Source organism: Serratia sp. CY38905 (genome assembly GCF_052168875.1).
Taxonomy (GTDB): domain Bacteria; phylum Pseudomonadota; class Gammaproteobacteria; order Enterobacterales; family Enterobacteriaceae; genus Serratia; species Serratia sarumanii.
In genome coordinates, this window is record NZ_JBJNLV010000007.1 from 121,335 (window position 1) to 148,268 (window position 26,934).

At 57.4% G+C, this 26,934-nt stretch carries 23 protein-coding genes; 4 read left to right on the forward strand and 19 right to left on the reverse strand.

Annotation, left to right across the window (positions count from 1 at the left end):
* Positions 1 to 309 precede the first annotated feature (309 nt).
* The gene (locus ACJ8MK_RS16265; RefSeq protein ID WP_033649485.1) at positions 310 to 861 is read left to right on the forward strand and encodes a tyrosine-type DNA invertase; all 552 of its coding nucleotides are present in this window, start codon (positions 310 to 312) and stop codon (positions 859 to 861) included.
* Positions 862 to 1,089: 228 nt separating this feature from the next.
* On the opposite strand, the gene ACJ8MK_RS16270 is transcribed toward ACJ8MK_RS16265, so the two are convergent.
* The 17 genes from ACJ8MK_RS16270 to ACJ8MK_RS16350 all read right to left on the reverse strand — a co-directional run bounded on the left by ACJ8MK_RS16270 (position 1,090) and on the right by ACJ8MK_RS16350 (position 19,881).
* Positions 1,090 to 1,773, reverse strand: a complete 684-nt coding sequence (locus ACJ8MK_RS16270; RefSeq protein ID WP_049232261.1) for a response regulator transcription factor — start codon at positions 1,771 to 1,773, stop codon at positions 1,090 to 1,092.
* 45 nt (positions 1,774 to 1,818) lie between these two features.
* Positions 1,819 to 2,514: a response regulator transcription factor gene (locus ACJ8MK_RS16275; protein WP_033649483.1), complete on the reverse strand. Its 696-nt coding sequence runs from the start codon at positions 2,512 to 2,514 to the stop codon at positions 1,819 to 1,821.
* A 50-nt stretch (positions 2,515 to 2,564) separates the two neighbouring features.
* A complete protein-coding gene (locus ACJ8MK_RS16280) occupies positions 2,565 to 3,092 on the reverse strand; it encodes a fimbrial protein (RefSeq protein WP_033649482.1) in 528 nt (175 codons plus the stop codon).
* A gap of 57 nt (positions 3,093 to 3,149) precedes the next feature.
* A complete protein-coding gene (locus ACJ8MK_RS16285; RefSeq protein WP_223915442.1) occupies positions 3,150 to 4,208 on the reverse strand; it encodes a fimbrial protein in 1,059 nt (352 codons plus the stop codon).
* 10 nt (positions 4,209 to 4,218) lie between these two features.
* A complete protein-coding gene (locus ACJ8MK_RS16290) occupies positions 4,219 to 6,768 on the reverse strand; it encodes a fimbria/pilus outer membrane usher protein (RefSeq protein ID WP_033649481.1) in 2,550 nt (849 codons plus the stop codon).
* Positions 6,769 to 6,873: 105 nt separating this feature from the next.
* The gene (locus ACJ8MK_RS16295) at positions 6,874 to 7,551 is read right to left on the reverse strand and encodes a fimbrial biogenesis chaperone (RefSeq protein WP_033635793.1); all 678 of its coding nucleotides are present in this window, start codon (positions 7,549 to 7,551) and stop codon (positions 6,874 to 6,876) included.
* Between the two features lie 97 nt (positions 7,552 to 7,648).
* Entirely contained in the window at positions 7,649 to 8,170 is a 522-nt protein-coding gene (locus ACJ8MK_RS16300; RefSeq protein WP_033635794.1) for a fimbrial protein, read from the reverse strand.
* Positions 8,171 to 8,651: 481 nt separating this feature from the next.
* Complete coding sequence (locus ACJ8MK_RS16305; RefSeq protein ID WP_033635795.1) at positions 8,652 to 9,200, reverse strand: tyrosine-type DNA invertase; 549 nt, start codon at positions 9,198 to 9,200, stop codon at positions 8,652 to 8,654.
* Positions 9,201 to 9,753: 553 nt separating this feature from the next.
* Positions 9,754 to 9,996: an acyl carrier protein gene (locus ACJ8MK_RS16310; RefSeq protein WP_033649480.1), complete on the reverse strand. Its 243-nt coding sequence runs from the start codon at positions 9,994 to 9,996 to the stop codon at positions 9,754 to 9,756.
* An 11-nt stretch (positions 9,997 to 10,007) separates the two neighbouring features.
* Positions 10,008 to 11,261, reverse strand: coding sequence for a beta-ketoacyl-[acyl-carrier-protein] synthase family protein (locus ACJ8MK_RS16315; protein WP_060452460.1), 1,254 nt, complete (start codon positions 11,259 to 11,261; stop codon positions 10,008 to 10,010).
* Positions 11,262 to 11,263: 2 nt separating this feature from the next.
* A complete protein-coding gene (locus ACJ8MK_RS16320; protein ID WP_060706816.1) occupies positions 11,264 to 12,643 on the reverse strand; it encodes an efflux transporter outer membrane subunit in 1,380 nt (459 codons plus the stop codon).
* Positions 12,640 to 14,592 carry an ABC transporter permease gene (locus tag ACJ8MK_RS16325; protein ID WP_442517895.1) on the reverse strand — a complete coding sequence of 651 codons (1,953 nt, stop codon included), beginning with the start codon at positions 14,590 to 14,592 and terminating at the stop codon, positions 12,640 to 12,642. Before ACJ8MK_RS16325 ends, ACJ8MK_RS16320 begins: the two co-directional genes overlap by 4 nt.
* Entirely contained in the window at positions 14,582 to 15,772 is a 1,191-nt protein-coding gene (locus ACJ8MK_RS16330) for an efflux RND transporter periplasmic adaptor subunit (protein ID WP_033649476.1), read from the reverse strand. The genes ACJ8MK_RS16325 and ACJ8MK_RS16330 overlap by 11 nt, the downstream gene beginning before the upstream one ends.
* A complete protein-coding gene (locus ACJ8MK_RS16335) occupies positions 15,750 to 17,873 on the reverse strand; it encodes a peptidase domain-containing ABC transporter (protein ID WP_442517896.1) in 2,124 nt (707 codons plus the stop codon). The genes ACJ8MK_RS16330 and ACJ8MK_RS16335 overlap by 23 nt, the downstream gene beginning before the upstream one ends.
* Before the next feature lie 19 nt (positions 17,874 to 17,892).
* Positions 17,893 to 18,837 carry an ABC transporter gene (locus ACJ8MK_RS16340; RefSeq protein ID WP_442517897.1) on the reverse strand — a complete coding sequence of 315 codons (945 nt, stop codon included), beginning with the start codon at positions 18,835 to 18,837 and terminating at the stop codon, positions 17,893 to 17,895.
* Complete coding sequence (locus ACJ8MK_RS16345; protein WP_033649473.1) at positions 18,837 to 19,502, reverse strand: DsbA family protein; 666 nt, start codon at positions 19,500 to 19,502, stop codon at positions 18,837 to 18,839. The genes ACJ8MK_RS16340 and ACJ8MK_RS16345 overlap by 1 nt, the downstream gene beginning before the upstream one ends.
* A gap of 175 nt (positions 19,503 to 19,677) precedes the next feature.
* The gene (locus tag ACJ8MK_RS16350; protein ID WP_033635804.1) at positions 19,678 to 19,881 is read right to left on the reverse strand and encodes a DUF4762 family protein; all 204 of its coding nucleotides are present in this window, start codon (positions 19,879 to 19,881) and stop codon (positions 19,678 to 19,680) included.
* A 427-nt stretch (positions 19,882 to 20,308) separates the two neighbouring features.
* Between ACJ8MK_RS16350 and ACJ8MK_RS16355 the strand changes: the two genes are divergently transcribed.
* The 3 genes from ACJ8MK_RS16355 to lldD all read left to right on the forward strand — a co-directional run bounded on the left by ACJ8MK_RS16355 (position 20,309) and on the right by lldD (position 24,318).
* Complete coding sequence (locus ACJ8MK_RS16355; RefSeq protein ID WP_033654085.1) at positions 20,309 to 21,229, forward strand: LysR family transcriptional regulator; 921 nt, start codon at positions 20,309 to 20,311, stop codon at positions 21,227 to 21,229.
* Between the two features lie 323 nt (positions 21,230 to 21,552).
* A complete protein-coding gene (locus tag ACJ8MK_RS16360; protein ID WP_060388384.1) occupies positions 21,553 to 23,136 on the forward strand; it encodes an L-lactate permease in 1,584 nt (527 codons plus the stop codon).
* 42 nt (positions 23,137 to 23,178) lie between these two features.
* Positions 23,179 to 24,318, forward strand: coding sequence for an FMN-dependent L-lactate dehydrogenase LldD (gene lldD, locus ACJ8MK_RS16365; protein WP_033649469.1), 1,140 nt, complete (start codon positions 23,179 to 23,181; stop codon positions 24,316 to 24,318).
* A gap of 1 nt (position 24,319) precedes the next feature.
* On the opposite strand, the gene ACJ8MK_RS16370 is transcribed toward lldD, so the two are convergent.
* Together ACJ8MK_RS16370 and ACJ8MK_RS16375 are read right to left on the reverse strand one after the other, a co-directional pair.
* Positions 24,320 to 25,129, reverse strand: a complete 810-nt coding sequence (locus ACJ8MK_RS16370) for a MoaF C-terminal domain-containing protein (RefSeq protein ID WP_033635808.1) — start codon at positions 25,127 to 25,129, stop codon at positions 24,320 to 24,322.
* Positions 25,130 to 25,165: 36 nt separating this feature from the next.
* Entirely contained in the window at positions 25,166 to 26,383 is a 1,218-nt protein-coding gene (locus ACJ8MK_RS16375; RefSeq protein ID WP_077791400.1) for an MFS transporter, read from the reverse strand.
* Between the last annotated feature and the right edge of the window lie 551 nt (positions 26,384 to 26,934).

The window sequence follows — 26,934 nt, forward strand, 5'->3', positions numbered from 1 at the left end:
CAAGACGAATTCTCAACACAGTTTATCAAGCACCGTTCTGAGAGAGGCGGTATCCCCGTGGTCATCTGACGGGGGCAAAATTCCCATACGGCTCTTACAGGACGCTCAATATTCGCTGATTAAATAGCTTCCCGAAATAAATTAAATAAACATATATGAATCAAAAAGCCATTCACTTGAAAAATAAAACAATAAAACCCATGCATTCACAAATGAAATTATTTATTTTCTTTGCCGCCTATTATGTTCCAATGCTTTAATAAAACATCACAATAGAAATCGCCAACATCTAAGACGCAGGAAGGGAAAATGAAAAAAAGGAAATTTCTTAGTCAGGTTGAAATTGAGCAACTGATTGCCGCTGTGAATGAAGGAAAAAATAGCATTCGAGATCGTTGTTTACTATTAATGTGCTTTATTCACGGCTTGCGGGTTAGCGAACTGCGTGCATTGCGCCTTCAGGATATTGACCTTACCTCCAATAGGATCCATATATCCCGGTTAAAAAACGGGTTTTCCGTTCAGCACCCCATTCAACCGCGAGAACGGCAGGCGCTGTTAAACTGGCTGGCCCAACGGGCGAACTATCCTGACGCTGAAGCGCCATGGCTATTCCTGTCGCGCCACGGCGGGCAGATATCACGTCAGCAGCTCTATCGGTTGATGAGAATGTATGGCGAGATGGCCGGCATTAGCGTTCAGGTCCATCCTCACATGTTGCGACATTCCTGCGGTTACGCCCTTGCGGATAAAGGGATCGATACGCGTTTGATTCAGGATTATTTAGGGCACAAAAATATCCAGAATACGGTGATTTACACCGCGACCAACGTTGAGCGATTCCGCACGATCAACATTTAACCTCACGACGAAAATAATTACGCAGCCCCGTCCTCCGTTAAACAACACATCGAGTGCAATGCAATATTCAGATGGGAGAGGCAGCCCGGCACGTCATCAACGGCCTACTCAGCAATATTTTAACGCCGAGCTGCTTTTCATGCATCGGCGCCAGGGATAGGCCACACTGGGTAAGCTTTTAACGGCAAACCTGCCGATAAATCATAGCCCATACCGTTTCATTAAAGGTTAGGTGCCCTTTGACCATTTCCCCCCCAATTGCCGCGCAATATTGCCGTGCAGAGAAAACAGTTCGCTGTCATTCTTCACCTGCAGTTTACGCATGGCGCTGCATTTATGCGCGCTGATCGTCTTGATGCTGCGCCGTTGCAACTCGGCGATTTGCCGCAGGCTCATTCCGTTGAACAAAAAGGCCAAGACGTCGCTCTCACAGCGGGTCAACTTTCGCGTTGCCGCCTCCTCTCCGCTAACGGAGGGCGCCAGAAAAGCGCCTATCTGCGGGCTCAACACGCGTTCCCCAAGCAGCACGCGATTAAAAAACTCCGCCACCAGCGGCAAAGCGTCATCTCTGGCTACGATGCTGATATTGGGCTGGTTCAACAGACGCCCCACCTCTTCTGCATTCTGGCAGCGGGTATAGACGATCACCCGCAATTCGGGCAACTGCGTGCACAAGGCAAGCAACGTTTCCCTGCCCTGAGCGACCGTTTCATCTTCACCATCCATCTCGCTAATCAGCACGTCAGCCTGCTGATAGACCACGCTATCCGCCACCGCGCGGACGCTGGTTTCCTTTACGACGACTTTTGCCTGGGTTGGCAGCGTTTTTAAAAAACTCGCCAACCCCTCCAGCGTTAATGGGCATCTGTCCATTAATGCTATGTTCAGCGGCTGCTGACGCCATGAATGCATAATCTGCTCCTATGCTTGCTTACCCCAGAGGCATCGCACGCTTGCCTAGCGAACAAAAGACGAACCTTGCGCAGCCATCCATTTCCCCTGAAGATACAATTCCCCATCGCTGTGAAATCCCAACTTCAACATCGCATTGCGTTTATGCGTGCTGACGGTGCGAATATCACGGCACATCGTTAACGCCACGCTGGTCACGCTTTTGCCGGAAAACAACTGGGTCAGCACATCCAGTTCCTTCGCCGTCAGAGGCTTGTCGGCTGTCGCCTCATGCAATTGACGCTGACGCACCCGATGGCTGAAACTGCTGCAGCCCGCCAAGACCTGTTGGACGCAATGAGTCAACGCAATGGCCGGCTCTTGCTTCAACATCAGGCCGCGGATGCCGGATGCGATCAGTTGCCGCAGCAGCCTGGGTTCATCCAATGCCGTACAAATAATTATCGCGGTGTCCGGCGAGCTTTCACGCACATCGGCAATCAGCCTGAAGCCGTCCAATACCAATTCTGATTTGCCGCACAAATCCATCACCAGTAAACGATGCGTGTGCTGAGTGAATAAGGCTCTCAGCGCCACCAGGTTCGTCACCTGTCGAACGTTGTCGGGCTGTAGACCGCAGGACTCAATCAATCGGTTTCTCATCCCCAACGCCGTGAGGGGGCAAGGTTCCATGATAGCCACGGCCCCCGTCGCCGCATTGCCGGCCGCCAAGGTTGTTCCATAGGGATAATTAATATTCATATCATCACCTTAAATCTGTCGTTAACCTTCCATCTAGAGCAGCCCTTTGTCTACTGATAGACGAAAGTGACCTGCAGAGCCCCTTCTATCGAACCGGGCGTTGAACCGCCATTGACGCTGAATGCCCGCGCCCGCAAATTGAATTTGGCTTCATTCGTCGCCCGATTAACTAACTGGGCCATACTCTTGCCATTGCCCAGGTTTGCGCCCTGGCTATTTTGCAATTCAATTTGTACTCGGCGAGAACTGCCGGTACTTTTGTACAAGCTGGCACCTTCATCCGCAGCCGTTCCGCTGAAGGTTGCGACGACCGACGTGGTGGTGCTTGGGCAGTTTTTTAGTGTCAAAGGGAACTCCACCCACGGGCTAAAGGCACCGGAGGTCGCCAGTACGGCGGCAGAAATATCGTCCCCCAGATTGACCGAAACCGTGCCGTTCGCGCCGTCGATTTCACAGGGTGCCGCTTTGATGTTGCCGGTAATCACTATTTTTGATACGGCATGCGCCGACGGCATCGCCAGGAGAAACAGGCCCGCCAGCGCCAATTTGCAGCCAATACCGCTAAAAACCTTCCCCATAATCTGCTCCTTCTCGTTAAACGCCGGGCCCCCGGCGTGCTACCGTTGAAATATCCGTTATTGAATTTCTGCCTGAATGGTCGCCGTTGCATTGAACTGCCCCACGGCAGGAGGTTGGCCGGTGGTGTTGATCGGATATACGCTGATCCGTGAGCTGCCACTCTGGTTGGGATATTGGAAGTTATCGATCGGCAAGCGCCCGCTCTGAGGCCGAATAACATTGCCCTGCATATCCTTAATCATCACGCCAATGTCGCGATTGCTGGTCTTCAGAGCCTCGGGCATGCTGCCGTCCGCCTCACCGCGAAATGACAGGCTGACCTTGACGCCGGCGGAAATATTGCGGCAAGCCAGCGTCAGCGTTCTCTCTTCTGGCGTGACGCCGGACGCCATCGCCCCCTTGGTTTGAATATTCGACGTCAAGATATCGCCAAAATCGATCGTGACCGTTTGCGGACTGATTTCACAGCTCTGCGGCACGGTGACGGTGCCGCTCATGGAGATAGTGGAGACCGGCACATCGCTTTTCACCCCGCTCACCACGGAGACGTAGGTGTCTACCAGGCGGGTGCTGGGGATTGTGGTCACGCCAACGAAAGGGCGGCGGAAATACAGGTGAATTCGCCCGCGAGCACCGCTGTTGTAGGGCGTGCTGGCACAGGATTCGTCATCACCATCCATATCGGTCTTAAAGTTAGACTCATTGGTGAATGGTGCGGCAATAAACGCGTTGCGATACCCCGCAACGAAAACTTCGCTGGCCACGCCCAGGTATTCATTCAACGCGTAATACGTTAATCCCCCGCTGCTGAATACCGGCTCGCTCAGCAGCATTTTGGCGGTGACATAAGACGCCGTACGCGTCTGACATTCGCACTTCACCCGATAAGAACCGGGCAAATTCCAGTTGCCGCCGTCAGCATTCTTAATAATCCGCCCCACCACGTTTTGCGACGGGTCGGTTAAAACCGGGGAAAAAAGGAATGAAAACCCATGGGTCCCCGAAATAGGAACACACTGCCCGAAAGCCGCCTGCACCTGTGGTGCGCCCAACGTTGCGCACGCCAATAGCCCACCGACGATGATCCCTCGTTGAATCGATATTCCTGTCGCCATCATATGCACCTTATAAACACTGCCCGTTAACGAGGCGAATCCCACCGCTCTCGGGCTGATTAGCCAATTGATAGTTGGCCTGACATTGCTGAGCCGCGTCATTGCCCCACTTAACCCGCAACCGCCCGCTATCCGCCAGGCCAGCCAGATAAACCTGGCCGCCATCACCGACGATGGCTGCATTGTCAGAGGGGCTGTTGAGAGTGCTGACGGTGGCGCCGAACGGCACCGGAGCGCCGCTGCGCGTCAGCAAGGTCAGCAACACGCGGGCACCGACGTCCGGATTAAAGCGGGCGCGCACCACGGCGCCGCGAGTTGGGATCACCGTTTGGCTACTCAGCGTCATGTCGACGTCCTCTGCGAAAGATTCACCGTCCAATCCGACGATGTTGCGCCGGTAAGGCGTCAGGTAAGGCACAACCGCATAGCCACGCCAGTCGGTGCTGACTCCGGTCTGGTTCAGGACATTCACCCCTGAAGCACCAGGCGCTTGCACCAACGCCACCGTATCGCCCAGCGGTTGGGAAAGCGTGATGCCGTTTTGGTGCACCAGAACGCCGCCCTGCACGCCGTAGTTCACCTGCCGGCGATGGCGATCGTAGCCGTACCCCAGGTTCAACTCGGCGAGAGAGCCTTTATAATCCGCCTGAATATTGCCGTTCGCCCCCACATCCCTGCCGGTATAGCCCTGGCTGATGCTGTAGTTCAGATTGTTTCCCGGCAACGCCGTACCGCTCAACCCAAGGTTGTTGCTAGTGGCACCATTGCGACTGGCGTTCATACTGTAGGTGGCGTAGCTGCCCGGCAGCCATTTGCTGAGCGGTACGCTGACGTTGAAAGCCACGATATGGTCACGAATGCTGCTGCGATTGCCGTTACTGTCGTAACCGTTCTGGTTGAACGTGTAATTCAGCCCGTAACTGACCGCTTCCCAGCTGTTGTTGTAGCTGAGGCTGACAGACTGCGAACGGCGATTGTTATCCCAGTAGTCTTCGTTAAACAGGCTGAGCGACAGCGTTCCTCCCCGCTCCCACAGGCTTTGGCTCATCGTCAGCTCGGCGCGGCTCTTCTTGTGATCGCTATAGACGGCGCTGTTGCCGCCATAGCTCTCCAGCGCCTCCTGCAGGCTATAAAAGCCGCGCGTGGAGTAGCGGTAACTGGCCAAACTAAAGTTGGTGCCGGTTTCAATGAAGTTTTTACCGTAACGCAGACGCCATGATTGCCCCTGTTCCTTCGGCCGGGTTTCCTGCTTGGTCCAGGCTTGGGTGACATCGGCAGACAGCGCGCCTACCGCCCCCATGTTCTGCCCCCATCCCAGCGCCAAAGACTGATATTTACTGGCCGCCTGCACGCCGCCATACAACGTGGCCCCCCAAGGCAAACCGTAGATCCCGGTTGCCTGGCTGAACGGGCGTTCATCAACGCCGCCGCTGTATGACCGGTATTTCCCGCTGGTCAGGCTGTATTTAAACCGCCCTTCGCGCTGCAATACCGGCACCACGGCGTACGGCACCACAAAATGCTGCTCCTGGCCGTCTGCCTCACGCACGTTTACATTCAGGTCGCCGCTGCCACCCGTGGGATACAGATCGGAAATTTCAAACGCCCCCGGCGGCACATAGCTTTGATAAATCACGTAGCCGTTTTGCCGGATTATGATTTGCGCATTCGTGCGTGCGATCCCGCGCACTACCGGCGAGTACCCTTTCATGCTGTCCGGCAGGATATCGTCCTCAGAGGCCAACTGCCCGCCGCGGAACTGCACGCTATCGAACACATCGCTGGATGTTGTGCTGTCACCCAGGGTCAGGCGGCTTTGCAACGCAACGATATCGCGCTGCAGGTAGGTATTGATTGAGCGCCAGGAAGAAGAACCACCGGAGTAATGATTCCAGATCGAATAGTTACGCAGGCGCCAGGCGCCCCAGTTGATGCCCGAGCGCAGATTGAGGTAATAGTTATTGTTGTTTTGCCGTTCGCTGGCGCGCATCTGGCTATTGGCGCCGCTGAAATTGTAATTGACCAACAGCGCCGGTATGCCGGAATCCCATTTATCCGGGGAAACGTAGTCGCGCGCATTCAAGCGCAGCGCCGCCTGCGGGATGCTCAAATTCAGCCTCAACTGATTGAACAGGAATGTCGAAGAGGCTTGTGGAATGGCCTGCGCCAAATTGACGCAACTCTCCCCAGGCACCATCGCCGGAAACATGGCAACCCTCACGCCCAATTCAGCCAATTTCTCAGTACTGAAACAAGGTTGCAGCGTTTGTTTACCGCCGGCCCCTGGCATAAGCCGGAACTCGACGTCGAGGCTGTCTATCTGTTCGCCGTTCAGGTAAAGATCGACCCGATAGTTCCCGGGCGCCTGGCTGCTGTTCTCCTCAAATACGGAGAGATCGGCGCCGCGCAGCGCCGGATTATCGATTTCCAGCAACGCCGGGTTGAAATAATCGCGCGCATAAGCCGTGCCGATCGGGCTCAGCAGCGCCACCTGGCAAGATATCAGGCCGGCAAGAACCGATCGCGCCCCTGGTAAACCAATGCAATTCGGGTTATTCATCCTTTTAACTCCCTGTCCCGATTGGCTCGGCCCGACGAAAAGCCAGGTAAGCCGAACACCTGCTCCAGCGTTATTCCGGAGCAAAAAACACGTACCGCAGCCCGGTTATAATGTGCTGGTGAAGGTCTGGCCGGTGCCGCCATAGTCATTGATGATTTGCCAGCTCAGACCGCCTCCTGCGCCATTCGCCGTCGGCAACGGGAAACTGGCGCTCGCCTGCGGCGCTACCATGGTGTTGCCGGTAATGGCGCGGCCATTCAGCTTCAAATTGAAAAAGGTGAGGTAGTAGGGTGAAGGGTTGGTCACCTGCAGACGATCGCCACTGCGCCGCCACGTCACTTTACCGGCCGCCTCCTCCAGATTGCCGGTGAGCCCTTGCGGGCGGTAAATCAACTTGATACGGGTCTTGATGGCGATTTGCAGGGTATTTTCTTTCTTTTCCACCGAGGGGATCGCCTTCACATTCAGCCAATACAGCGACTCTCTGTCCGTCGGTAAATTGCCGCCCGCACGTACCACGCGCAGCAGGTTATTTTGGCCGCCATCCAAGCGAAATAGCGGCGGTGTAATGATAAAAGGCGCTTTCGCGCTATCGCCTTCTTGCGCATCGACCCAGGATTGGATCAGATAAGGCATCGCATCCGGATTACTGATATTCAGAGCAGACTCTTTTTTGCCGCCGTCGTAGATCAGGCGCGTTCCCCCCACTACTACACCGGCCCGTACCGGAGTCCAAAGCGTCATCAGCAACGCCGCCGTCAGCACAAAGTATCCCGCTTTCATTCTCTTTCTTCCCGTTTCCATCACCGATGAATAAGAGCCAGAGAACACGCTCTCTGGCTCATTTTTCTAACTGTTCCGCCGCCGTAACGGCATGGCCTTACTGATAAACGATGGTGAAGTTGGCCGTAGCGTTGGCGCTACCGACGGAAACGTTGTCATAAGCGAAATAGCGCGCAACAAAGCCCAGAACGTTGTCTTTGTTCTCGGCCAGGGTATAGACGCGGGAATCGTTGCCGATATTTAACACGTTGCTGCCGTCGTCCAGCAGTTGCACGCCAATGCCGCCCGCGACCCCGGCGGTGCCGGCGCCGGTCAGTTGCAGCAGCCCGGACTGCCCCTGCACCTGAGTGCCGTCAAAACGCACGGTGGCGCCGGTGACGGTGGCCGGGCAATTTTTCAGCACCAGATTGAACGCCTTGGCGCCGGCAGTTTTGGACAGGGTGAACGCATCTTTGGCGATCTTGCCCAGAGCGACCTGCTTGTTTTTGGAATCCGCATCGACGGTGCAAGACTGATCGGTGATGGTGCCAGTAATATTCAGCGCGCCGTCGGCGGCAAATGCAGAAGTGGTAAATGCGGACGCGGTCAATATAGCTACAGCCAACAGATTCTTTTTCATCCTACTTTCCTTAAAATTATGCAAAATGTGCATGGGTTTATTTCCGACATATCCTTAATGTCATTCCTTTTATTTAGTTCCATGAATGGGAAACGTCTTAAGCCAAGTTGATTGATGGATTCTGGCTTATTCACCCAAACGATTCATTTTGAACTAAAGTGACTCCTTTGGATTTTTAAACCAATAAATAGACATTTGTCGGAATTTAAAACCAACCAATTGATGAATAACTGATAAATCAGACTAAAAAACCGAGGTGATAACGCAGTGATTTAAACTCGTGGGGTTTTAAGTAGGATTTTACTTAGATTGCCAGGGATGACATGGCATGCACAAAAAACACAACGCATTGTTTTTAAATGATATTTATCTTTATCCTGGAAAGAAGGCATGGGAATATTGACATTGTTTTTACGCGTCCTTACAGTATGTTTCAGTTTAGTTCAAAGTGACTCCTTAACGTTATTAACTTAAATCACACTTACCAAATTTCCTTGAAGCGCTGCGCATTGCTGGCGGTATAAATCACCGTATTCTGGATATTTCGGTGCCCGAGGTAATCCTGAATTAAACGGGTGTCGACACCGCGATCCGCCAATGCAAATCCGCAGCCATGCCGCAGCATGTGCGGGTGCGCATTGACCTCCAATTTAGCCACCTTGCTGTAATGGCGAATCAACCCGTAAATACGTTGACGCGACAGGCGGCCGCCGCGATTGGAAAGAAACAGCCACTCCTGATCGGCCCAGCGGTGCCGCTGACGTTTATCCAACCAGCGCCGCAAACATTGTCTTTCGCGCAGATAAAGCGGATGCACGGTGGAAAAACCATTTTTCAACCGATGCACATAGATATTACCGCCTTCCAGATCGATATCCGACAAACGCCATCCCCCTATTTCACTGGCGCGGCACCCATGAATAAAACACATATAAATCAAACAATAATCGCGTTCTGGATTCTTTCCATGCAGCGTGACCTCAAGCAGTCTCTCCACTTCAGAAGGCGTCAGATGTTTACGATTAGACATACAACCTCATTACTTTGATAGGAAAAATGTGGCTGTCATTTTCCTTTTACATCACCACAATGGACACTCAGGGCAACCCCTGACATATGGATAGGTTCCTGCATCCAGCGCGGAGTATAGCGGATTTACCGAATGCGAACAGCGCGACAACCGTTATTCTCGCGGCCATCAATCGCCCCTGAGAATCGCTATCGTGAATAATCTGCGCAGCATTCCGGCCGTATCATAAATAATGAGGCCGCACTGCCCCTATTTTCTTTAGCTTGCATTATCACTTACAAGCGCGATGTAGAGTGAGATTGATAAATTAACCGGCAAAACAAAGAATATTCCTAAAAAATATCGCCACATAATTAACACTCATCATTCATAACGCCGCCAAAGGTTGAATAAAAAAACGCCATCTCTGGCCATATTAACCTGACGGATAAGCATTAATATTTATGGATATCGATAACTGAGTGAAGCAGGATGCGAAAAGAATGAAATGGACGTTACAACAGACGAAAAACCCAGGCCAGACCCTAGCAAGCGATCGCCTGGGGGGATGAAATTATTGACGGGTTATCAGGTGGCACAATTCGCCGAGGGTCAATTCAGGATGCTCGATAAGCATTTCCGCAGTGAGCGTAATACCGAATTCTCGCCGAACCAACAACATCAGCTCCATATAATCCAGGCTGTCCAGCCCAAGCTGCTGTAGCGGCATGTCTGCCGACAGCAGCGTTCTCTCCAGCCCTCGGGCTTCATGCAACATGCCGCAAATCGTCTCATATAACCGATGATATTTTTCCATGCGTTCTACCGTTATTCATAGTGATTGCCAAATACCAGCGCCGCATTGGCGCCGCCGAAACCGAAACTGAGGCTCATGACATTACGCAGACGACCATGCCGATGTCCTTCGCGAATATAATCGAGATCGCATGCGGGATCGGCTTCGTGCAAATGGCAGGTCGCCGGCATCATTTGCTGCTGTAACGCTTGCAGGCAGACGATCGCCTCAAAGCTGCCGGATGCGCCAAGCAGGTGCCCGGTATAAGATTTCGTGCTGGAAATCGGTGTGCGATAGGCATCACGCCCCAGCGCCGCCTTGATCGCCTCGGTTTCGTTCACGTCGTTTTGCAACGTAGACGTGCCATGCGCATTGATATAGTCGATTTCATGGCTGCCGAGCCCCGCCTGCTCCAAGGCCCGTCGTAGGGTTTTCACCTTGGCCTGAGGATCCTTCGACGGCGCGGTAAGATCAAAAGCGTCTGAAAAGTTGCCGTATCCTTTGATTTCGCCCAAAATCGTCGCACCGCGCGCTAAAGCCGCTTCCCGTTCCTCAAGGCATAATACGGCGGCCCCTTCCGCCAGGACGAAACCGTTGCGTTCCCGGCTAAACGGGCAACTGGCTTTGGTGATATCCTTTTGCTCCCGGCTCAACAAACGCAACGCATCCATATTCCAGATCGCGCCGTTGCCGCGCAGCGACTCCGAGGCGCCGGCCAGCATCATTGAAGCGCGGCCGCAGCGTATCACCTCAAACGCATCGCCAATCGCGATGCCGCCGGTCGCGCAGGCCGCCGCCGGCGAGCCTTGATAGCCCCGTAGCAACCAATGCTGGCCGCATATGGCGGTCGCGATATTGGGCATCGCGTGAAAACAGCCAAACAGCTGCCCCAGCCCAGATTGCAGATAGTCCGCATTGTTTTGCATGATCTCATCCTGGCCGCCCCAGCCGCTGCCGATAATCGCTCCGCACTCCAACGACGAATAAAAGTGCGCGGGCCCAACAAAACTGGATGAAAACGCCATTTCGATCGCCTCCGCGGCGGCGGCAAGCGCCAGTCTGGCGAATCTGGGCAAGCGGCGGCTTACCCGCGCGGCAACGCCCTCCAGCGGCGGTTCGGCCTCCAGCAAAGCAAAAAAGCGCGCGTGGATCCCCGCCGCCGATTTATCGTGATAACGATAGGCCAGACGGCTGGCCATGATAGCCTGCCAGCTTTGCTGCGCGTTGCCCCCCAGCGCGGTGACGGCACCGTAACCGGTAACCACTACGCGTCTTGTTTTCTCCATGCTTATTCTCCTTGCCCGGATGCGAAAGCCTCGTTGCCGCCCAGCGCCAGCCAGAGTTGCATCGTGGCGTTCAGATAGCGGAATTGCAGTGCCGACAGCGAATTCTCGCTGGCCAACACCGCCTCTTGCGCATCCAGCAGCGTTTGCAGCGCAACGGAACCAGCCTGATATTGATGTCGCGCCAACGCCACGGCTTGTCGGCTCATCGCCAGATGCCACCGCTGATTGCCGATTTGCCGCTGTGCTTCCAGGCGTTGTCGCATGGCGTTGTCCACATCGGCCAGCGCACGGTAGACCGCATCGCGAAATTGAATCTCCGCCCGCTGCGCCTGCAACGCCGCTTTGTCGCTGGACAAACGCATCTTGCGCCATTCGATAAACGGCAGCGTCAACGTGGCGCCCAGCGAGCGAGAAGGTTCACTGAACCACTGGCGGAAAAGTCCGCTGCCGGCATCCAACCCGGCCTCCAGGCTCAGCGCCGGATAAAAACTCAATCTTGCCGCCTCGGCACCGGCCAGCGCCGCTCTCAGACGGCGTTCTGCTGCCTGAACATCCGGCCGGCGCGCAATCACCCACGCCGGCTGACGCTGCGCGACAGCTACCTCGTCAAGCGGCAACGAACGCCGTTCGCTATAGCGCAGCAGCGGCGATCGCCCGAACAACAGTGCCAACGAGTTACGCGCATCTTCCCGCTGCCGCTCCAGCTCATGCAGCTGATTCTCTCGCGCCAACAAGCTTTGCTCCGCCTGCAACAGCTCGAATCGGCCAACGTCGCCGGCGGTGTGACGTGCCGCCACCAGCCGCAAAGTTTCACGCGCGATCGCCAGCGCCTGTTGCTGATGGAGGACTTGCTGATTCAAGTCGGCAATCTGCCAGTACCCGCGCGCGGTAGCACCGATCAAGGTCAACGCGGTATTGCGCCGGTCCAACTCCGAGGCGACGGCCAGCCATTCGGCCTGTTCGCGAATGCGCGCCAGCTTGCCCCATAAATCCAGTTCATAGCTCAGAGAAAGCCCTGCACGGTAGCTTTCCTGCGGCGTAGACACGCCCCGCAACGCTCGGGTATTGCGGCCGCTCAGGCTGGCGGTGAAATCCGGCGTCAAGTTGCCCTCCGTTAATCCGGCCTCCAACATGGCCTCGCGCCACTGCAATCCGGCCAGCGCCAAATCCTGATTCGCGATCAGCACGCCATCGATCAGCGAGGAGAGTTGCGGATCATTGAAGTTTTCCCACCAGGCGACGCCCGCCCGCAGCGAACCGGAACGCTCATCGACCACGCGCCACTGCTGCGGCAGCGACGGTGGCGCCGTGGCGTCGATCGGCCGCCCTCCGCAGGCGCTCAGCGACAGCATCACCAGCCCGTAAACCCAAAGTCGGCTCATTCTCGCGCCAGCGCCTCCACCGGCTGCAGGCGCGCGGCGGTGCGAGCCGGAAAGAACCCGAACCCGACACCGATCAACGCTGAAAATCCACAGGCCAGCAGCAACGGCGGCCAGGTAAAGATCATCGTCACCTGCGGCGCCAATCCGCTCAGAACCCCTTTGACCAGCGCGGCGCAGGCGATCCCCAACACGCCTCCCAGGCTGCAGATCACCACCGCCTCAATCAAAAACTGCCGCATAATGTCCTTCTCGGCGGCGCCCACCGCCATTCGAATACCGATCTCATGGGTCCGTTCCGTCACCGAGACCAGCATGATGTTCATCACCCCCACACCGCCCACCAGCAGCGAGATGGCGGCAATCGCGGTAATCAACAGTTGCATGGAGCCTGAGGCGCGCTGAATGGATTGCGTCAGCTGATCGTCGGTCAACGTGAAGAAATCACGCCGCCCGTGTTCTACGATCAAACGCCGGGTCGCATCCCGCCCCGCCTCTTCCAGCGTCAGTTTTTCATTCACTCGCATCACAATGGATTCCAGCGGCATATCGCCGGCGATGCGGCCGGTCAGGGAGGTATGGGGCAGCCAGGCAAGCGGTTGAGAGCCGGCGTATTGAGCGCCGCGGCGCTGAGCGACGCCGATCACCCGATAAGGCACGCCCGCGATCAGCACTACCGCGCCTATAGGGTCTTGCCGGGAAGCAAACAGCGCCTGTTTCAGCAAGGGATCAATCACCGCTACCGGTGCGCGCTCACTCAGATCCTGCGCGGTAAACAGGCCGCCGGAAAGCAGGCGAATGCCCTGCGTGCGGAAATACCCTTCGCCGACGCCCATCACGGCAAGCGGCACCTGTTTGCCTTCGCGAACGGCCAGCAGTTGGGTGCCGATCACCGGCGAAACGCTGTCGACGTAAGGCAGCGCCGCCAATAATGCGGCATCCCGCTCGCTCAGCGAGCGCGCAAGGTCGGGCCGCGGTTTCTCCCACCCGAGGCCTGGGCGAATCTCCAGCGTGCTGGTGCCAAGCTGGCTGATTTCATTGAGAATATTACGCCGCGTGCCTTCTCCGATGGCGATGGCGGAGACCACCGCCGCAATGCCGATAATGATGCCGAGCATCGATAGCAGTGCCCGGACCCGGTGCCCCAGCAATGCCCGCCAGGCCATGCCGACGGCCTCTTTCAACGCCGCGCCCGGCGCCATGCGTTTCAGCGGTACCGCCAGCGGTCGTTCGAACGTAGAAAGATGTCGGGAGGCTTCATGGCGACGATCCGCCACGATCTCGCCGTCGCCGATCTCAATGATCCGCCGCGCCTGTTCGGCGATCCGCCGATCGTGTGTCACGATGACGACGGTATGCCCGATAGCGTTCAGCTCGTGCAAAATGGTCATCAACGCCTGACCGCTGGCGCTATCCAGCGCACCTGTCGGTTCGTCGGCCAAAATAATTTCCGCGCCGTTCATCAGGGCGCGAGCAATACTGACCCGCTGCTGTTGCCCACCGGAAAGCTGCGCCGGGCGATGACCGCCGCGCTGCGCCAACCCGAGCCGGGCCAGCAAATGCGCTGCCCGCAGGCGGCGTTCGGCGGCCGGCATGGCGGTATACAACGCCGGGATCGCCACATTCTCACCGGCGGTCAGATAGGGCATCAGGTGATAGCGCTGGAAGATAAAGCCGATATGCCGGCTGCGAAGCTGCGCCAGGCGATCGGCGTCGGCTTGCCCAATAGCCACCCCGTTGATGTGCACGTCGCCCTGAGAAGGTTTGTCCAGACAGCCGATGATGTTCATCAACGTCGATTTTCCGGAACCGGAGGCGCCGACGATAGCGACCATTTCCCCCCGTTGAATGCTCAGGGAAATGCGCTTGAGGACCGCAATTTTCTGCTCCCCCGCCTGAAACTCGCGCGAGACGTTATCCAACGCAATGATGGGAGCGGTGTTAACTGACATCAGCGCCCTCCTCCACATCAGGCTGTTGCTCCAGCAGCACCTGCTCTCCTGCGTTCAGCCCTTCCAACACTTCGGCATAGCGGCGATCGCGGGTACCGATACGCACGCGGCGCACCACCGTTTGCCCGCCTTCCAGCACCTTGACCTGATAGCTTCCTTCATCCAATGCCGCGCCCAGCGCAGCCATCGGTACCCGCACCACCCCCTGTGCGCGTTCGGTCATGATGAATACCTGCGCCGTCATCGAGGTGCGCAATCGACGCTCGCCGTTGGCGACGGCAAACACGCCGTTGTAATACACCGCCGCCGTTTGCTGGCTTGAGTTCCTGCCCAGTGGGTCGGTTTCCAGCGCCTCCGCCGGCGCCTGCTGTATCGCGCCCATCGCCCCCTCATATCGGCGGCTGGGATCGGCGGCGACGTAAAACCACAGCGGCTGCCCCGTCTTCACCTGCAAGATGTCATTTTCCGATATGCGGGTATGCACCATCATGGTATCCACGTCTGCCATCACCAAAATGGTCGGCGCGCTTTGCGACGAGACGATGGTTTGCCCTTCCTGGGTGACGATGCCCAGCACCTCGCCGTCGATAGGGGCGGTAATACGGGTAAAAGCCAGATTGGCCCTGGCGGTTTCCTGCGCCACTTCGGCCTGGACGATCTGCGACTCGTTCACTTTCAACTGCGCCAGTTGCGCGTCGTGCTGCGCCTGCGCTTTTTCCAAATCGCTGGCCACGCCGGCGCGGTCTCGCGCCAGCGCTCTTTGCCGCTTCAGCTCCAGCTGGTACTGCTTCAGCTGTGCCTGGCTCGCCAGTTTCTGTGCCTGTGCGCTGCGTAATTCAGCCTGTGACTTGCGCAGTTCGTTAAGCTGCAGCGTCGGATCGATCTCGGCCAACAGCTGCCCCTGGATCACCCTGTCACCCTGTTTGACATACAGTTTTTTCAACTGCCCGTTGACCTGCGCGCCCACGTTCACCTGCCGAAGCGGTTTCAGAATCCCGGTCGCCAACACGCTTTTTTCGATGTCACCGCGCTCAACGCGCGCCGTTTGCGGTGGTTGCGTGTCAGGGGGCCGATTCAGCAACGACAGCCCGCCAAGCAACGCCGCCAAAACGACCATCGCCAACACCACTCGCCGCCAGCGTCTCTTTCCGGGCACCTCACTCCACCTCTGCACAATCATTCATCCTGGCGTCGTCGGTGGGCTCAGCCACCAGCCGCCCCTGCGACATGCGCAAGACCCGATCGAATAACGGCAACAGCCGCGGATTATGGGTGACCGTCACCAGGGTTTTACGGTTTTCACGGCAATGCGCCACCAGAGCCGACATCACCGCCGCCGCGGTCTTTTCATCCAGATTCGCCGTCGGTTCGTCCAGCACCAACACCGGGCAACGGCTGTACATGGCGCGCGCCAGCAACAGACGCTGCCGCTGCCCCAGCGACAGCCCGGCATGGCTCTCCCGCACCAGGGCGTTCACGCCCCCCGGCAGCTGCGCCACCGCGTCCGCCAGCCCCAAACTGCGCAACGCCTGTTCCACCTGCCGTTGCTGGCCCGGCGCAGACGGCGCGAACAGCGTGATGTTCTGCAACACCGAGGCGTTGAACAGAATGTCCTCCTGGCTTTGCAGGAAGAACAGCCGCTGCGCGGCGGCACTTGCCAGTACGCGCCCATCCAGCGTCAGCTCCCCCTGCTGCGGCGTCAGCAGGCAGGCGAGCACCTTCAGCAACGTGCTCTTGCCCGCGCCGGAACCGCCGCAAATGGCGATGCACTCGCCACGCTCCAGCGTCAGCGACAAATCGCGCAACACCGGTTGACCGGCGTCGTAAGCGAAGGCCACACTCCGATACGCCAACCGCGCGTCAAAATGGCTCACGCTTTCGTCCGCAGACTTGGCCCGAGCGGATACCGCAGGAAACAGATCCCGCGCGCGTTCATCGATGACGTGCAGCTGGTTTTTCTGCAAAACGGCAAAAAAGATCTTGCTGCTGTACGAAGTAAAGATTTCGCGCAAAAAGCTGTAGGCGAAGAATGCCCCCAGACTGAGTTCGCCCTCCTTGAGCAGCGGCAACGCCAGCAGCATGAACAACACCATCTCCAGACTGCCGATCAACTGGTAAATGCTGCCTTTTATCTGTTCATAGATCTTTTGCTGCTGCAGGCAATTGAACAGCGAGCGGGCATGTTCGGCGAACCCTTCCTGCCGCTGGCCGGCCAGGCCGGCTGATTTGATGGTCGAAAACCCCTGGATGGTTTCCAGGATGAAGTCATTTTGCACCGCGCCTCGCACCTGCAGCTGCTGGGTGTAATGCCGATCGCGGTAGATGGCCCATACGCTGACCGCCCCCATCAGCAGCACGCCGACAACCGGCACCAGCGCCAGCATCGGGCTCAGGTAGCACATCACCGCCAGCGCGATGGCGCCGATGATCCAGTCGGTGCGCAGGCCGTTGTCCAGTTCGATTTTCTGGCCGGCGGCCATCTGCCAGCTGGTGAAACGGCTGAAGATCTCGCCGGGGGCGCGCTTGCTGAAGAAATTGAGTGAGTTTTCCAGCAGGCGAGAAAAACCGGCGGCGCCGTGCAACAACACGAAATTTTTGATGAAGCGTTCGGTGAGGGTGCGCGCAATCAGCGCCAACGCCGTGGACGCCACAAACGCCAGCAGATAATAGGCGTAGGGGAACGCGACCTCGCCGGCCATGGCGAACACCTGATTGATCGCGCTGGCGACCATCATCGGCATGATGAACAGCGTCAGTGAGATAAAAAACGTCATCGCCGCCAGGCGATAGATGCCGGCGATGCCGGCGGTATCCTTCAGGCTTAAGCTGGCGAAAGCGCTGCGGCGGTGGCTGCGCCGGGCCGCGACGGTGGCCGGCAAATCATCGCGATCCAGCACCAACGCATAACCGCTGATTTCCGCTTTCAGGGCGGCATACGGCAGCAGCTGCTGCCCCAACGCCGGGTTCATTACGCACACGTACCCCCCCTGGCGATACGCCAATAACACATAGTGGCCCGCGCCGTAATGCAAAATGGCCGGTAACGGCAGCGCCGCCAGATCCCGGTGCTCGAACGCCACCGGATAAGCCGGTAGCGCCAGCTCTCCCAAAATGGCGCACAGCGTCGCCAGCGAAGTGCCGTGCTGCGAAGCGGGATAACGCTCCCGCAGCTCCGTCAACGGTGCGCGAATGCCCTGAGTTTCCGCCAGCATGGCGATGCAGGCCAGCCCGCACTCATTGATTTCGCTCTGCAAGACCGGCGTAGGAAGGGTGTTTTCCATACGTTGTGATATCCCTGACTTATCCGTTTATAAAAAATAAAGAGTGCGAATGCCATAGCAGCCAATCATCCGCATGCCGCCGGAGGGTTCGCTCGACGATCGCCGGCATGACGCGGCCGACCCGATCTGCGGCGACAGGTTCTTCAATGTGAATGCGGATGCCGCGATCGAAATAAAGCGAATAGAACACCACCTGAGCCCGCAGCGCCCGGGACAGCCTAACGATGCCGCTGTGCAAATGCGCCGGCCGGCCGAACAGATGGCAGGCCAATTTAGCCGCCACATCCTGATTGCTGTGCAGGGTGTAATCCGGCGTGATGTCGGGGAAGAGGATGATGTTGCGCCGATGTTCCGCCGCTTCCAGCATCGCCTGCGACAGGGTGCCGGCGATGTGCCGCGGATCGTCGTGAATCGAGCAATAGTCGAGCCGCTGCCGCCATTCGTCTTCCGGCGATCGCCGCGCAAACGCCTGCACATCGCCGGAAACGATCACCGTGGCCCGCCCGGGATAAACGCCCGCGCCGACCAGCGTCGCCAACACGTCGGAGACCGTATGCATCGGCGCCAGCAGCACCGGCACGCCCGCGCGATGCAGCGGTTCCACGACCTGATCAAGCTGCGCGGAACAGTGCGCCAAATGGCTCATCAACGCCGCATTGCGGGCAGAGACCGCCGCCATGTCCAGCCACTGCCGCCGCTGCATCAGCCAGGCGAAGTCCAGCTTGCCTTCACCCAACAGGCTTTGGCGGTTCGCCAGCGCTACCGCATGCCGGTGGCGAAAGCGGCGCTGCGGCCTGCTTCCCCTCAACCGCCGGCGCACCGCCAGCCACAGGCGATAGTCCACGCGCCGCAGCAGGGCACACGTCAGGCGGTTGCCCATCCCGGCACCGGCAGCCGATAAGCGGGCCATCGCGTCCAGGCCGTTGCGCCAGGCCAAATACCCCCGAACCGCGAGCAGGCGCATCAGGGGGCCAGCGGTTTATCGTGCTGCAACAGCGACAGCAGCTGCCGGCTGAAAGCGGAAAACTCGCGATCTTGCAGCGCCAGCCATTTGCGATTGACGATAAAACTGGGGGTCGCGTTGATCTGGTAATAGCGGCTCACCGCCGTCATATGCGCCAACAACGCCTTGACCCGCTCTGACTCTCTGGCCTGCCGATAGGCAGCCTCATCGATACCGTTGGCCGTCAGCCAGGCGCTAAGCTGCTTGTCGTCCGCCAGGTTGAGGTTTTCTTTGATAATGGCGCGATAAGCGGCGGGGCGATGCTGTGCTTCGATCCCCATGATCGTCAGCGTGGCGAACAGGGGCGCAAAGGCCGCCATGCCGGCTTGACTGTCGTCGCTGAGGTGCAAGCGCACCAATTTGGCGCCCGCCGGCAAACGTTTTTCCAGCTCTGCCACGCCGCTTTCGTTGACTTCACAATAGTGGCAGGCGTAAGAGAAGACTTCGACAATGGTATTATCGTCTTGCAACGGGCTTTGTTCGATTTTTTCCGGGGAGATAAAACTCAGGCTTTCCGCCTCCGCCGGTTGCATGACGTAATGTTGAAAATAAAATGCGGTCAAAAAAGAAGAGGCAAAAATAATAACGAGCGTGTAGCCGATAAAAAGCAAGGGACGTTTATACATAACGGACGCATCCTGCGCATATATTAATATTCACCCGGCAGAGTGAATACATGAAAAAGAGTTAATACCGTAAATAATGAGAACGTAAGACGACTTTTTCGCCGGTATCAGGCGGGACAGCGCGAACGCTGCCCGCCTGCCCACCGCTAATCTAAATGCAGGGGGTCAACCCGCATCAGCTTGGCGTGGTTGGGTTAGACGGGCAGCTTGCTACCGGCGCCGGGTAATAAGACTTCTGTACGCCACCGAATTTGTTCGCACAGGTTTTCACCAGCTGGCAGGTGCGGTTGTTGCCGCTGCCCACCCAGGCAAATTCCTTGGTACAAACAAAAGTACCGCCGACGATGTTTTCCGCTTCTGACAGATTGATTTTTTTCATTACAATATCCTTATTTATATTAAAACATAAACACACTACCCATTACCCTGTCGGCAGACAGAGCAATCCTTCAATACATTTCAAAACTATTTAACCAATAACAATGAGAGCGCTTCGGGAAAAAGCATAGCCATCCCAAACGAGCAGATCAATACAATTATTTACACTGCAAGTTAAAGTTAATCGAATAAGTAACGCTCGATTACAGGACTATTCCAATTTAAATAAGACTAAAAACAAGAAAAGTAGACTAAAACCGGTTACACCAAGAAAAATAAAAAAGGATAATTCTCAGTAAAATGAAAAAACAAATAAGAAAAATTCAGATCAGACCAGTTGGTGACGACGTGCGACACGCTGAAAAGATTGCTTCCTGCCGCGTCGGATTTACACTGGGACAAAAGGACTCTCACTCTACAGGATGCCCATGCTCGCCACCCACGAATACGCCAACGACCTGATTCTGTTCGCCCTGATCGTCGACTGCGGCTCGTTCAGCAAGGCCGCGGAGAGCGCCGGCATCACCAGCTCGGTGGTCAGTAAACGCATCGGGCGGCTGGAAAAATCGCTGGGCGCCCGTCTGCTGTACCGCACCACGCGCAGCCTGACGCTGACCGAAAGCGGCCAGGCGCTCTACCAGCAGGCCAAAGAGATTGGCGCCAAAGTGCAGGAGGCGCTGTACGCCGTCAGCGAAAAGAGCGAAGAGTTGACCGGCACCATTCGCATGTCGGTGCCGACCATTTCGGGCGAGCTGCTGCTGAGCGAGAGCGTGGCGGAATTTTGCGCTCTGCATCCCAGCCTGAAAGTCGAGATGCGGCTGGAAAATCGCTTTGCCGATCTGGTGGAAGAAGGCATCGATCTGGCGATCCGCACCGGCACCATGCCGGATTCAAGCCTGATTGCCCGGCCGATCTTCGATTCCCGCTGGGTGATCGTCTGCTCGCCGGGGTATCTGGAAAGCCACCCGGAACCGCGCTGCGCCGAAGACCTGCTCGGCCACAACTGCCTGACCTACACCTATCAGGAGAGCGGCACCGCCAACTGGCTGATGAAGCGGCCGGGGCGCAACGACATCTACGAGCTGCAGGTTAACGGCAACCTGTCGGCCAACAATGCGCGGGCGATCCGCAAAGCGGTGATCGGCGGCCACGGCATCGCCATGGTGCCACGCTGCATGGTGTATGAAGATTTGCAGGACGGCAAACTGACGGAGATCCTGGCCGGCCACTGCGGCAAGGTATTGGGCATTTACGCCGTCTATCCTTACACCCGCAATCTGCCGTTAAAAACCCGTCTGCTGATCGAGCATATCATCGGTTCCTACCAAAATATCAGCCACTATTTTTGAATTTTCCTCGCTGATTATTTCCCCGCGGCCGCAAAAGGCCGCGGAGATTACGGCATTTTTGGACATAATCTATTGAACATTACCGCTTAATTAATGTGAGCCTGCGCATTCATCACACAATAATACTTTCTATCAATCTGATTTTTAAGCAGTTAATTCATCCCCTTCTACCGGCCAATTTCCCACCGCCGGCGCCGTTCGCCGATGTTAAAAAAATACCGCATGGCATCGTCGTCGACGTTGTGATTAGAATGAAAATGTTGCGCTAATTAACCTTTCAGCTACATATCTCTGACCATAAAAATAATAACCCTGAGGATCTTATGCCCCTGTTTTTCAGTATTGCGCCCATCGTCCTGCTGATTTGGATGATGACCAAAAGGAATGGCGTGCCCTCTTATCTCGCCCTGCCGCTGACGGCCGCCGTGGTCTACGCCGTACAGCTCCTGTGGTTCGATGCCTCGCTGCGGCTGCTGCATGCCAATATCATCACCGCGCTGGTATCGACGCTGACGCCGATCACCATCATCGCCGGCGCCATCCTGCTCAACAAACTGATGCAGGTAAGCGGCGCGGAGAACGTAGTGCGCCGCTGGCTGGAAACCATCAGCCCCAATCCCGTGGCCCAGCTGATGATTATCGGCTGGGCGTTCGCCTTTATGATTGAGGGCGCCAGCGGCTTCGGCACCCCGGCCGCCATCGCTGCGCCGATTCTGGTCGGGCTGGGCTTCAACCCGCTGCGCGTCGCCCTGCTGACACTGGTGATGAACTCGGTGCCGGTCTCCTTCGGCGCCGTGGGCACCCCCACCTGGTTCGGCTTTGCCAACCTCGGCCTGTCGGACGCCAGCCTGCTGGAGATCGGCCGGCAGACCGCGCTGATCCATTTTGTCGCCGGCTTCGTCATTCCTCTGCTGGCGCTGCGCTTTATCGTTTCCTGGCAGGATATCCGCCGCAACCTGCCGTTTATCCTGCTCAGCGTGCTGAGCTGCACCCTGCCCTATCTGCTGCTGGCTCAGGTGAACTATGAATTCCCGGCGCTGGTCGGCGGCGCCATCGGCCTGGCGCTGTCGGTGCTGCTGGCGCGCGGCGGCATCGGCCTCGCCCGCAGCGGCAAACCGCAGAGCGCCGGGCAGGCGGTGCCGTTCATGCAGGTGGTCAAGGCCATGACCCCAACCCTGCTGCTGATTGCTATCCTGATAGTGACGCGCGTCCACCAGCTGGGCCTTAAAGCCTTGCTCAACAACACCGCGCTGCTGTGGCAGGAAAACCTCGGCTGGCTCGGGGAGCTGCGCATCAGCCGGGCGCTGATCGTCGAACTGCAGCAGGTGCTGGGCACCTCCGCCGCCGCCGGCTACAAAACGCTGTATGTCCCGGCGCTGATCCCGTTCCTGCTGGTGGTGCTGCTGTGCATTCCGCTGTTCCGTCTGAATGGCGGCCAGGTGCGGCAAATGTTCAGCGAAACCGGCGGGCGTATCACGCGGCCCTTTATCGCCCTGTTCGGCGCGCTGGTGATGGTCAACCTGATGATGCAGGGCGGCGACAACGCGCCGGTGATCCTGATCGGTAAAGCGCTGGCGGCGCTGACCGGCGAGAGCTGGCTGCTGTTCTCTTCGTTCCTCGGCGCGTTGGGATCGTTCTTCTCCGGTTCCAATACCGTTTCGAACCTGACGTTCGGCGGCATTCAGCAATCGATCGCCCAGAGCAGCGGCCTTGACGTCAACCTGACGCTGGCCTTGCAGTCCGTCGGCGGCGCCATGGGCAACATGGTGTGCCTGAACAACATTATCGCGGTCTGTTCGATCCTCGGGATCGGCAACGCCGAAGGCAAAATCATCAGAAAGACCGTACTGCCGATGCTGGCGTACGGCGGGATTGCGGCCGGTATGGCGGCGATCCTCACGCTCTGACTGACCACTCGTTATCGCAAGCAAGACAAGAAGGTAAACACTATGATCATCTCCGCGTCAACCGACTACCGGGCCGCCGCCCAGGCCAAACTGCCGCCGTTTCTGTTTCACTACATCGACGGCGGGGCCTACGCGGAGCATACGCTGAAGCGCAATACCGCGGATCTGGCCGATATTGCCCTGCGCCAGCGCGTGCTGCGCAATATGTCCGAACTCAGCCTGCAGACCACGCTGTTCGGCGAGCAGCTGGCGATGCCGGTGGCGCTGGGGCCGGTAGGGTTGACCGGCATGTACGCCCGCCGCGGCGAAGTGCAGGCCGCGCGCGCCGCGGCCAAAAAAGGCATTCCGTTCACGCTGTCCACCGTGTCGGTCTGCCCGATCGAAGAGGTGGCGCCGGCGATCGATCGGCCGATGTGGTTCCAGCTCTACGTGCTGAAAGATCGCGGCTTTATGCGCAATGCGCTGGAGCGCGCCAAGGCCGCCGGCGTGAAAACGCTGGTGTTCACCGTCGACATGCCGGTGCCCGGCGCCCGTTATCGCGACGCCCACTCGGGGATGAGCGGCCCTAATGCCGCCCTGCGCCGCGTGCTGCAGGCGTTTGCGCATCCGCAGTGGGCCTGGGATGTCGGCCTGCTCGGCAAGCCGCACGATCTGGGCAACGTCTCGGCCTACCGCGGTAAACCGACCAGCCTGGAAGACTACATCGGCTGGCTGGGCGCCAACTTCGATCCGTCGATTTCCTGGAAAGATCTGGAGTGGATCCGTGAATTCTGGGACGGCCCGATGATCATCAAAGGCATTCTCGATCCGGAAGACGCCAAAGACGCGGTGCGCTTCGGCGCCGACGGCATCATCGTCTCCAACCACGGTGGCCGCCAGCTGGACGGCGTGCTGTCGACCGCGCGCGCCATGCCGGCGATCGCCGACGCGGTGAAAGGCGACATTACCCTGCTGGCCGACTCCGGCATCCGCAGCGGCCTGGACGTAGTGCGCATGATCGCGCTGGGCGCCGACAGCGTGCTGCTGGGGCGCGCCTTCGTCTATGCGCTGGCGGCGGCCGGTGAAGCCGGGGTGGCTAACTTGCTGGATCTGATCGACAAGGAAATGCGCGTCGCCATGACGCTCACCGGCGCGAAAACCATTGCGGAAATCAACGCCGGATCGCTGGTCAGAAACGCCTGAATCAAAGCGGCTGCACGCCTTCCGGGTAGGCGTTATAGCTCATCTTGCTGATGAAGGCCCCGGCCGGTGACACCAACACCCGGCCGGCGGCGTCCAGCCCGAGGAAGGTGCCGGTGCAGCGCCCGGAAATAAAGTCGAAGAAGAACACCGAGCACACCGGGATGATCTTTTCCCGGAAGGTGAACAGGAACATCTCGTCCTCAAACTTGTAGTAGGTGGCGTAGTCCATGTCGCCGTGACCGAATTGTTCGCCGCGCAGGTTTTGCCAGGCGTAGCGCTCGGTGTTGACATAGAAATGTTCGTAATAGTGGTTGGGGCTGTAGACGTTCAGCGTGCGATAGCCGATAAGCTCGCGGGTCAGATGCGGCGCGACGCCACCCGGCGTGGCGCCGACAATCCGGCCGACGTGGAAGCTTTGCTTGAGACGGGACCCCTTTTCCACCGTCTGTTCCGGCAACAGCGTGCTGCGCACCAGCAGCGCCCGGCCGCTGTCACGATTGAGTACCAGCGTCAGGCACTCGTTGCCCGGCGACTGCAGCGGAATATTGAAGAAATAGCGCGCGGCGGAGGTTTGCACCTCTTCGTAAGCGTCCTCGCCGCTCTCCCCGCCCCAGGCCCACAGCACCCGCTGCCGATCGGCGCTGAAGCGCAACGTGATTTCCCCGCTGCTTTCAAAAGCGATCTGCAGCGTTTTGCCGCGCCAATCCTGGGTGCCCGGCAGCCGGTTAGTGTCGATACCGCGCGCAAAATCGTCGTAATTCTTCCAGTCCGGTTCAGCATTCTGATTCAGTACGGATTGTTCTGCTGACATCTTCGCTCTCCTTGATTGAATGGGATGAAAACCGCCTCAAACGTCGGCGACGCCCGCCGGTTTCACCGCTCTGCGGCTCACCACCGCAGGTGCAGTTTCATCGAGAAAACAACTCAGTACGCCGGCGCACACGGCGCCGGTAGCCGCCAGCCACATCACGCTGACCAGCCCATAGCGATCGGCGATCAGCCCGGCGATAAACGGCGCCAGACAGCCGCCAATCACCTCGCCAATCCCCATCACCAGCCCCAACGCGGTCGCGATGCGGGCCGGTGACACCGTTTCAGACGGGATGGTGGCCATAAACAGCGTGAAGCAGCCAAGGCCGGTATAAGACAGGAACACCAGCACGCCCAGCAGCCACGGGTTATCGACGTAACTGAGGAACAGCGGGCAGCACACCGCCAGCAGCGAAAAGAAGATCAGCGTCGGCTTGCGGCCAAGGCGATCGGAAATCGCCGGCACCGCCACGCCCCAAAACACCCAGGCGGCGCCGATGGCGCTCATGATGCCGCCCATCGTGCCCTCGCTGAAGCCACGGTCGGTCACCAAAAAGTTGGGGGTGAAGGTAATGATGATCATGAACCAGGTGACGAACACGCAGGAGATCAGAATGCACAGCGCTACGTTCTTGATTTTAAACAGCTCGCCGTAAGCGCCTTTGTTCGCCGCCTTGTCGGCCGCCGGCGCGGCGCTGAAAGCGGGATCCTTCTTGCCGTTCACATAACGATAGATCAGCCACGCCAGAATGATGCCCGGCACGGCGGTCAGGTGAAACGCCATGCTCCAGCCCCACTTCTGCGCCAGATAGATGATCAGCGGCGGCGCGATAATACCGCCCAACAATCCCGGCGCCGCCCCCTGGATCAGCCCCATATTGAAGCCGCGGCGCTGCGGCTGCGATTTTTCCACCATCAGCGATTGCGCGATCGGCAGCACCGGCCCTTCGGCGATCCCCATCAGCGCTCGGAAGATCAATAACATGGCAAAGCCGCTGACCAGCCCCGACAGCGCGGAGAACAGCGAAAACACCAGGATCGACAGGATCAGCATCGGTTTGCGGATATTAAAGCGATCGGCAATCGCCCCCAGCCCCGCGCCAGATAGCGCCCAGGTCAATGCCAGCACCGCCGACAGCGTGCCAAGATGCACGTTGCTCAGCTTCAAATCGGCGGCAATCATCGGAAACAGAAAAGAGATGGTCAGACGATCGACGAACACGCAGCCGAAAACGAAAAACAAAATGATCAGCAATCGGTTCTCTTCGCTCAATCGCGAGCGCTGTCCTGGCGAATTATTCATAGCGTCATTGGTCCATAAGTTAACTTATAAATGGCGAGCGGCCATGGCATAAGTCGGTTAAGCGCTCGGCCAAGAGAGATATTGGCCATCGGTCACGATAACAACTCATTAACATGTTAATGATATAAACTTATCTCAAGCTACGGGCATGTCAAACAGCCGTTGAAAACGGCGACGCAGAGGCAATTCAGGTATTTTTCACAGAACGCGAATGACATGAAAATAAATCAACATCATGTTTTTAATGATTTAAATAAAATTAAACGGCACTTTTTACTTTTATCGAAAAAGCCAAAACGCGCTGATTTATAAACAGGTTAACAAATAAAACTTAACTCCTGCTTATAAATGGACGGTATTTCCCTTTTCATCAGCCGCATTACCCCGCCCTCTTTATTATTTGAATCCGTTTGCTTTATAGCGGCCATAACGAGAACCATTAACTCCATTGTGTTAATCAATAATCACGCAATGACATTATCAATGCTGAATGATAATAAAAG

Excerpts from the sequence above, each read along its gene's own strand:
- ACJ8MK_RS16265 (WP_033649485.1), top strand. The coding sequence starts at position 310 with ATGAAAAAAAGGAAATTTCTTAGTCAGGTTGAAATTGAGCAACTGATT.
- ACJ8MK_RS16300 (WP_033635794.1), bottom strand. The coding sequence starts at position 8,170 with ATGAAAAAGAATCTGTTGGCTGTAGCTATATTGACCGCGTCCGCATTT.
- ACJ8MK_RS16360 (WP_060388384.1), top strand. The coding sequence starts at position 21,553 with ATGCCCCTGTTTTTCAGTATTGCGCCCATCGTCCTGCTGATTTGGATG.
- ACJ8MK_RS16285 (WP_223915442.1), bottom strand. The coding sequence starts at position 4,208 with ATGGCGACAGGAATATCGATTCAACGAGGGATCATCGTCGGTGGGCTA.
- ACJ8MK_RS16275 (WP_033649483.1), bottom strand. The coding sequence starts at position 2,514 with ATGAATATTAATTATCCCTATGGAACAACCTTGGCGGCCGGCAATGCG.
- ACJ8MK_RS16270 (WP_049232261.1), bottom strand. The coding sequence starts at position 1,773 with ATGCATTCATGGCGTCAGCAGCCGCTGAACATAGCATTAATGGACAGA.
- ACJ8MK_RS16295 (WP_033635793.1), bottom strand. The coding sequence starts at position 7,551 with ATGAAAGCGGGATACTTTGTGCTGACGGCGGCGTTGCTGATGACGCTT.
- ACJ8MK_RS16325 (WP_442517895.1), bottom strand. The coding sequence starts at position 14,592 with ATGTCAGTTAACACCGCTCCCATCATTGCGTTGGATAACGTCTCGCGC.
- ACJ8MK_RS16320 (WP_060706816.1), bottom strand. The coding sequence starts at position 12,643 with ATGAGCCGACTTTGGGTTTACGGGCTGGTGATGCTGTCGCTGAGCGCC.
- ACJ8MK_RS16290 (WP_033649481.1), bottom strand. The coding sequence starts at position 6,768 with ATGAATAACCCGAATTGCATTGGTTTACCAGGGGCGCGATCGGTTCTT.
- ACJ8MK_RS16345 (WP_033649473.1), bottom strand. The coding sequence starts at position 19,502 with ATGTATAAACGTCCCTTGCTTTTTATCGGCTACACGCTCGTTATTATT.
- ACJ8MK_RS16280 (WP_033649482.1), bottom strand. The coding sequence starts at position 3,092 with ATGGGGAAGGTTTTTAGCGGTATTGGCTGCAAATTGGCGCTGGCGGGC.
- lldD (WP_033649469.1), top strand. The coding sequence starts at position 23,179 with ATGATCATCTCCGCGTCAACCGACTACCGGGCCGCCGCCCAGGCCAAA.
- ACJ8MK_RS16370 (WP_033635808.1), bottom strand. The coding sequence starts at position 25,129 with ATGTCAGCAGAACAATCCGTACTGAATCAGAATGCTGAACCGGACTGG.
- ACJ8MK_RS16350 (WP_033635804.1), bottom strand. The coding sequence starts at position 19,881 with ATGAAAAAAATCAATCTGTCAGAAGCGGAAAACATCGTCGGCGGTACT.
- ACJ8MK_RS16305 (WP_033635795.1), bottom strand. The coding sequence starts at position 9,200 with ATGTCTAATCGTAAACATCTGACGCCTTCTGAAGTGGAGAGACTGCTT.
- ACJ8MK_RS16310 (WP_033649480.1), bottom strand. The coding sequence starts at position 9,996 with ATGGAAAAATATCATCGGTTATATGAGACGATTTGCGGCATGTTGCAT.
- ACJ8MK_RS16330 (WP_033649476.1), bottom strand. The coding sequence starts at position 15,772 with ATGATTGTGCAGAGGTGGAGTGAGGTGCCCGGAAAGAGACGCTGGCGG.
- ACJ8MK_RS16340 (WP_442517897.1), bottom strand. The coding sequence starts at position 18,837 with ATGCGCCTGCTCGCGGTTCGGGGGTATTTGGCCTGGCGCAACGGCCTG.
- ACJ8MK_RS16315 (WP_060452460.1), bottom strand. The coding sequence starts at position 11,261 with ATGGAGAAAACAAGACGCGTAGTGGTTACCGGTTACGGTGCCGTCACC.
- ACJ8MK_RS16335 (WP_442517896.1), bottom strand. The coding sequence starts at position 17,873 with ATGGAAAACACCCTTCCTACGCCGGTCTTGCAGAGCGAAATCAATGAG.
- ACJ8MK_RS16355 (WP_033654085.1), top strand. The coding sequence starts at position 20,309 with ATGCTCGCCACCCACGAATACGCCAACGACCTGATTCTGTTCGCCCTG.